Source organism: Flavobacterium sp., from assembly GCF_046317795.1.
In the GTDB taxonomy this organism is placed as follows: Bacteria; Bacteroidota; Bacteroidia; order Flavobacteriales; family Flavobacteriaceae; genus Flavobacterium.
Genome location: NZ_JBKCVI010000144.1, coordinates 23770 through 29903 on the forward strand (window position 1 = coordinate 23770; position 6134 = coordinate 29903).

At 34.4% G+C, this 6134-nt stretch carries 5 protein-coding genes and 1 pseudogene; all 6 read left to right on the forward strand.

What is annotated here, in order from left to right; genetic code table 11:
- Window positions 1-567 (forward strand): Crp/Fnr family transcriptional regulator, encoded by a 567-nt coding sequence (locus tag ACK5ON_RS08585; protein WP_396174197.1) that lies wholly within the window; start codon window positions 1-3, stop codon window positions 565-567.
- Between the two features lie 150 nt (window positions 568-717).
- Complete coding sequence (locus tag ACK5ON_RS08590; protein ID WP_396174195.1) at window positions 718-1344, forward strand: outer membrane beta-barrel protein; 627 nt, start codon at window positions 718-720, stop codon at window positions 1342-1344.
- A 62-nt stretch (window positions 1345-1406) separates the two neighbouring features.
- Window positions 1407-1865, forward strand: coding sequence for a hypothetical protein (locus ACK5ON_RS08595; protein ID WP_396174193.1), 459 nt, complete (start codon window positions 1407-1409; stop codon window positions 1863-1865).
- 49 nt (window positions 1866-1914) lie between these two features.
- Window positions 1915-2234, forward strand: a pseudogene (locus ACK5ON_RS08600) (transposase); the annotation flags it as partial.
- Between the two features lie 247 nt (window positions 2235-2481).
- The gene (gene katG, locus ACK5ON_RS08605; RefSeq protein WP_409821667.1) at window positions 2482-4731 is read left to right on the forward strand and encodes a catalase/peroxidase HPI; all 2250 of its coding nucleotides are present in this window, start codon (window positions 2482-2484) and stop codon (window positions 4729-4731) included.
- A 149-nt stretch (window positions 4732-4880) separates the two neighbouring features.
- The coding region (gene hemN, locus ACK5ON_RS08610) for an oxygen-independent coproporphyrinogen III oxidase (protein ID WP_409821669.1) at window positions 4881-6134 on the forward strand (1254 nt) is incomplete at its 3' end.

The window sequence follows — 6134 nt, forward strand, 5'->3', positions numbered from 1 at the left end:
ATGGAAAACTTAAAATTATTTACTTCCCATTTTGCTGAACTCAATGAAAAAGAGTTCACAGATTTAGAAGCATTGTTCCATCCCATAGACATTAAAAAAATGGATCATGTTCTGGCTTCAGGAACCTATGCTAAAGATTTGTATTTTTTTAATAAGGGAACTTTTAGAGTGTACCTTTTGAAAGATGGCGAAGAGTTTACTACTAAATTTTTATTCAGTCCATACATTTATGCGGAATTGTTTTCAATTCGGAAACTAACACCTACTTTTTTTAATATACAGGCATTAACCGATTGCGATTGTTATAAAGCTAATTTCAGAGAAATTGAAAAATTAATGGAAACAAGTCGTAACATAAGTAGATTGTTTATAAAGTTATATGAACACATTTATATCAATGGTAAAAAAAGAGAACTTTCATTTATTTTGGATTCTCAAACTAAAAGATACAATAATTTGATTGCTGAAAATCCTCAGATTATTGACCAAATCCCATTGCAATACATAGCTTCTTTTATTGGAGTAAAGCCAGAGACACTGAGTAGAATAAGAAAAAAAAAGCAATGAAGAATAATTTTTCTAAAATAAAATGGCGATGTCTCTAATCAACTTTTGCTAATCAACACAATACATTTACTTAAACTCTTTTATTGACTTTGGTCAAGAGTCTGCCAATTTTATAAAACTAAATTTGATTTAGCTCATAAATTAAATAATATGAATTTTATAAAACAAAAAACAATAGTTATAATTATATTATTGTGTGGTTTGGTTTTAGAGTCAAAAGCACAAATTCACAAAAAAAACACCTTTTACATAAGTGCAGCAGCTGGTTTAGCTCGGGCTGAGGATGGTTTGCAATTTCTAAAAAAGACTGATGCTACGCAATGGGCACCAATGGTAAATATTGGTGTTGGCTATAAACTTTTTAAAAATATAAGTTTGGAATTAAACAGTAGTTTTATGGTAACCAATCTTAAAGCAGAAGGAACTTTAGTAACCAACAACGAAAAAGTAGAAGTTAAAGCAAATCATGCTAATATTTTTTTAAATTCTTCTTTTAATTTACCAATTAATGAAAGAAGCGAACTCTTTTTTAAGCCTGGCATCGGATTGCTTTTCTCCAATACAGAAATTACATCAACTTCATCCACGGCCAAGATAGACAAATCTGTTTCTAATGTTGGATTTGTCGTAACAATTGGATATATGAAAAGAATTACAAATAAATTAGCTTTAACCACACAATTCGATTTTAGCGATTCTTATGGTAGTAAAGAAGTTTGGGAAGGTGATTTGGGATTGCTTTCCGTTGGGATAAAGTATGCTATAAATAATGATTAATACATTAAGATTTATTGTCTTTTACGACTCACTTTTGTTTATCATTATAAATAATTTTCATAATGTTAGAAAAATCAACAGTATTGAATAGTGAATTTACAACTGATTTTTTATCTAAAATATTGGTAGACGAATACGGTTTGTTTTTACAAACTAAGGTTGCATATTGGAACTTTGAATATAGTGATTTCTATTGCAGAAATAGATTGTTTGAAATTCAATCTGCTAAGTTATTCCTTATTAGTGAAGAAATTGGAAGGCAAATTATTGCTTTAGGGCATTATGTTGTGATGTCAAATGAGGATTTTTTTCTGAATTCTAATCTAAATGAAGTAAATTATAAAAACTGGAGCAAGCAAGAAACGACAAAAAAAATAATGGAAAACCATTTAAAAATTAAGAATAAGATAGAGGAATGGAGTAGTTTAGTTAAGAATGATGTAGATAAAAGCACTTATGTACTTATTGACAAAATCATTTTTAACCATAAAGAAATGATAAAAGAACTTAAGTTAACATGAGTTCGGTATAAAAAACACAAAATAGTATTAAAAAAGCGAATTATTTAGTGATAAAGGATATATTTCTAAGGCATTATTTACCGAACTTTTTGGTAAAGGAATACATCTGATTACAAAGCTTAAACTTAATATGAAATCGACTTCGCTCACTCCAATTATGGATGCCATTTTACTTCGAAAAAAGCTATTGCTGAGACTATAATTGACCAGCTTAAAAATATTTGTCAAATTGAACATTCAAGACATCGTAGTCCAAAAAACTTCTTCAATAACCTTTTCGCAGCTCTAATAGCTTACAATTTTAATGACAAAAAACCTTCTCTTAAAATAAACTTTGTAGATACTAAACAGCTAAATTTGCCATTATAGTTTTATCGAACTCACGTTAAGTACACATAACGGGTTACTTAATTATTTAAGCATTGCAGCCATTATAGGCACTCTTTGATACTATGATTTACTTAGTCTATTTTATCGTTTTCATCAAAGTGATACAATATTCATTACATAACTTATTATGCATGAGTAATAGTTTTTATCTATGAAAATCTCGTTTTGATAAGGATGTTTTTTGTTAATTTAGCACTATAATTTTATACTATAAATCAAATACACTATGGAAAATAACAAAGATCTGAACGCAGCTGCTAGTACTACTAGTTACAATGTGAACAGTGAAGCAAAATGCCCATTTATGGGTGGTGCTCTTAACAAAGGCGCTGGGGCTGGGACTAGGAATAGTGACTGGTGGCCTAATCAATTAAAGTTAAATATCCTACGCCAAAACTCATCCTTGTCTAACCCGATGGGAGAGCAGTTTGACTATGCTGAAGCGTTTAAGAGTTTGGATTTGAATGCTTTGAAAAAAGACATTAATGATTTGATGACCAACTCTCAAGATTGGTGGCCAGCCGATTTTGGTAGTTATGCCGGATTGTTTATTCGTTTGGCTTGGCACAGTGCGGGAACCTATCGTATTGCTGATGGTCGTGGTGGTGCTGGTTCTGGAACCCATCGTTTTGCACCTTTAAACAGTTGGCCTGATAATGCTAATCTTGACAAAGCACGGTTGTTGCTTTGGCCTATCAAACAAAAATATGGGAAGAAAATTTCGTGGGCTGACTTAATGATTTTGGCTGGAAACTGTGCTCTTGAGTCATCAGGATTTAAAACTTTCGGATTTGCAGGTGGTCGTGCCGATGTTTGGGAACCAGAAGAAGATATTTATTGGGGTTCTGAAGGTAAATGGCTAGATGATCAACGTTATACTGGAAATCGTGAATTGGAAAATCCATTGGCTGCCGTTCAAATGGGTTTAATTTATGTTAACCCAGAAGGTCCAAACGGAAATCCTGATCCGCAATTAGCCGCTCACGATATTCGCGAAACTTTTGGTCGTATGGCTATGAATGATGAAGAAACAGTAGCACTTATAGCTGGCGGACACACTTTGGGTAAAACCCATGGTGCTGCCGATCCTAGCCAATATGTTGGTCCTGAACCAGCAGCTGCAGGAATTGAAGAACAAAGCCAAGGTTGGAAAAATTCCTTCGGTACTGGTAACGGTGGTGATACTATAACTAGTGGATTGGAAGGCGCATGGACAACAACACCTACTAAATGGAGTAACAATTACTTCGAAAACTTATTTGGATTTGAATGGGAGTTAACCAAAAGTCCTGCAGGCGCACATCAGTGGAAACCTAAAAATGGTGAAGGTTTAGGAATAGTTCCCGATGCACATAATGCAACGAAAAGTCATACACCAATCATGTTAACAACGGATCTTTCGCTGCGAGTTGATCCTGCTTATGAGAAAATATCAAGACGTTTCCTTGCCGACTCAGCAGCATTTGATGATGCCTTTGCAAGAGCATGGTTCAAGTTAACACATCGCGACATGGGACCAATTGCGCGTTATCTTGGTCCAGAAGTGCCAAAAGAAGAATTGATTTGGCAAGATCCAATTCCGGCTGTAACTCATAAACTAATTGATACTAATGATATTGCTGCTTTAAAAGCAAGTGTATTGAACTCCGGTTTATCGGTATCACAATTGGTGAGTACTGCTTGGGCTTCGGCATCCACTTTCCGTGGCTCGGATAAACGTGGTGGTGCCAATGGTGGTAGAATTCGCCTTGCGCCACAAAAAAATTGGGATGTCAATAATCCTTCTCAATTAAACACGGTATTGGCAACATTAGAAACTATTCAAACTGATTTCAACAGAAATTTCACAGGAGAAAAACAGGTTTCTTTGGCTGATTTGATTGTCTTGGCTGGTTGTGTTGGAATTGAAAAAGCGGCTGCCAATGCTGGAACGCCAGTAACAGTTCCCTTTACCCCCGGAAGAGGTGATGCTTCACAAGAGCAGACTGATGTTGAATCGTTTGCCGTTTTAGAGCCACAAGCTGATGGATTTAGAAATTATGTTAAAACACGTTATACCGTATCTGCTGAAGATATGCTTATAGATAAAGCGCATTTACTGACGTTAACCGCTCCAGAAATGACGGTTCTTATTGGAGGTATGCGTGTATTGAACACCAACTTTGACATGTCTAGACATGGTGCATTTACCAAACGTCCTGAGACATTGACCAATGATTTTTTTGTGAACTTATTGGATATGAGTACCACATGGAAAGCTACAGATAATCATCAAGAAGTTTTTGAAGGACGTGACCGTTCAACTGGTGCGTTGAAATGGACAGGAACTCGTGTTGATCTCATCTTTGGTTCTAATACTGAACTGAGAGCACTAGCTGAAGTGTATGGTTGTATAGATGGTCAAGAAAAATTTGTTACTGACTTTGTAGCCGCTTGGAATAAAGTGATGAACTTAGATCGTTTTGACTTGGTATAAGTTATAACATTAAAGTATGTAAAAGTAAAAGGTGGTCTGATTTGACCACCTTTTTTGTTTTAAGAAAAGATACTTTTATAGTGTTTATGACAATTATCATTTTTATTTAAAAATGCTACTACTACTTTTGGCTAATACAAAATAGCTTCATGTCAATCTCATTAGTACAAAAATATAACGTTCCTGGTCCAAGATATACCAGCTACCCTACTGTTCCCTATTGGGATGAGGATAGTTTTACTTTAACTGGATGGAAAGAGACTTTTTTGCGCAGTTTTCAAGAAAGTAATAGTAGTGAAGGAATTAGTTTGTATATCCATCTTCCGTTTTGCGAAAGTTTGTGTACGTTTTGTGGCTGTCATAAACGCATCACTAGCCGACATGAAGTAGAACATCCCTATATTAAAGCCCTACTCAAAGAATGGCAATTGTATTGCGATTTATTTCAAACTACTCCAATTATCAAAGAGATCCATTTGGGTGGAGGAACTCCCACATTCTTTTCGGCTGAAAATTTAGAAAAACTGATTACTGGAATTCTTAGCAGGGCAAAAAAAGCTATTAATTATGAATTTAGCTTTGAAGGTCATCCTAACAATACTACTCGAGGACATTTGCAAAAACTATACGACTTGGGATTTAGAAGAGTGAGTTTTGGCGTACAAGATTATTCCGAAAAAGTACAAAATGCCATTCACAGAAACCAATCCTTTCACAATGTAGCGAAAGTAACATTTTGGGCTAAGGAAATTGGGTATACTTCTATTTCTCATGATTTGATTTTTGGATTACCATTTCAAACGTTGGAAAATGTAATTGATACTATTGAAAAAACGAAATCGTTGTCCCCTGATAGATTGGCTTTTTATAGCTATGCTCATGTGCCTTGGATAAAAGGCAATGGTCAACGCGGTTTTAAAGATGAAGATGTTCCCAAAGACGATCAGAAAAGAAAATTATATGAAGTGGGTAAAGCATTATTAACTCACAAAGGATATCATGAAATTGGGATGGATCATTTTGCTTTAGAAGAAGACTCTATGTATAAATCATTTAAAGGCGGAAAACTTCATCGTAATTTTATGGGATATACTTCCTCAAAAACGCAGCTAATGATTGGTTTAGGCGTTTCATCTATTAGTGATAGTTGGTATGGTTTTGCACAAAATGAAAAAAAATTGGAAACTTATTATGAACGATTAAAACAAAATGAATTACCCGTTTTTAGAGGACATATCTTATCACAAGAAGATTTGGTAATTCGCCAACACATACTCAATTTGATGTGTCAGTTTAGCACTTCTTGGGATAATGTAGAAAACTATTTTAAAGAACTTACCGAAATAGTGATAGAACTTTCAGAAATGGAAAAAGACGGTTTAGTTGTATTGGGCGATAAATCG